This window comes from Helicobacter sp. MIT 05-5294 (assembly GCF_000765675.1).
GTDB lineage: Bacteria > Campylobacterota > Campylobacteria > Campylobacterales > Helicobacteraceae > Helicobacter_D.
Genome location: NZ_JRPA02000082.1, coordinates 1 through 525 on the forward strand (window position 1 = coordinate 1; position 525 = coordinate 525).

1 protein-coding gene is annotated in these 525 nt (G+C 29.9%); it reads left to right on the top strand.

What is annotated here, in order from left to right:
- Positions 1–30: 30 nt before the first annotated feature.
- Positions 31–525, top strand: a 495-nt coding sequence (locus LS69_RS10145) for a hypothetical protein (protein ID WP_138124736.1), incomplete at its 3' end; no start/stop codon positions are given.

Here is a 525-nt window from a genome sequence, read left to right on the forward strand (position 1 = left end):
AAACTAAAATCCACAATAAGGCAAAAGAAAATGGCGATTGGTAGAGTTTTACATACAAATGGATTGTTGTTTTATGATTTTTATGAATTGTTTCATAATCATTTAAAAATATATCAAGATCGTTGGCATTTTAAACTTTTTTTGCAGATTCCAACTCTTAAAAAAGTAGATATTTTAGAATATTTTGAAGTAGCTATTTTAGATTTAGCAACAGGACCTTTTGGCGATGATGGCGTTATGGAATTAGATTCTTCATTTTTTACATATTTGTTTGATAATGCAATGGAAAATGATTCTGCTAATCCCACTTACATTAGTGAATACATTAATACCGTAGGACAACTCTTCTTAGCAGGATACATAGAATTTGGTATGTGTGGTTTGCAAGATAAAGAGGAAAATCTACTCTCCAAACAAAAAGAAGATAAATACCAAGCATGGATATATTTTAGGGATAATTTCTTTTGCACTTGTGCGTATGATAGAGATATGATAGACCTTGAAGAGAAATACCCAAATATGAGT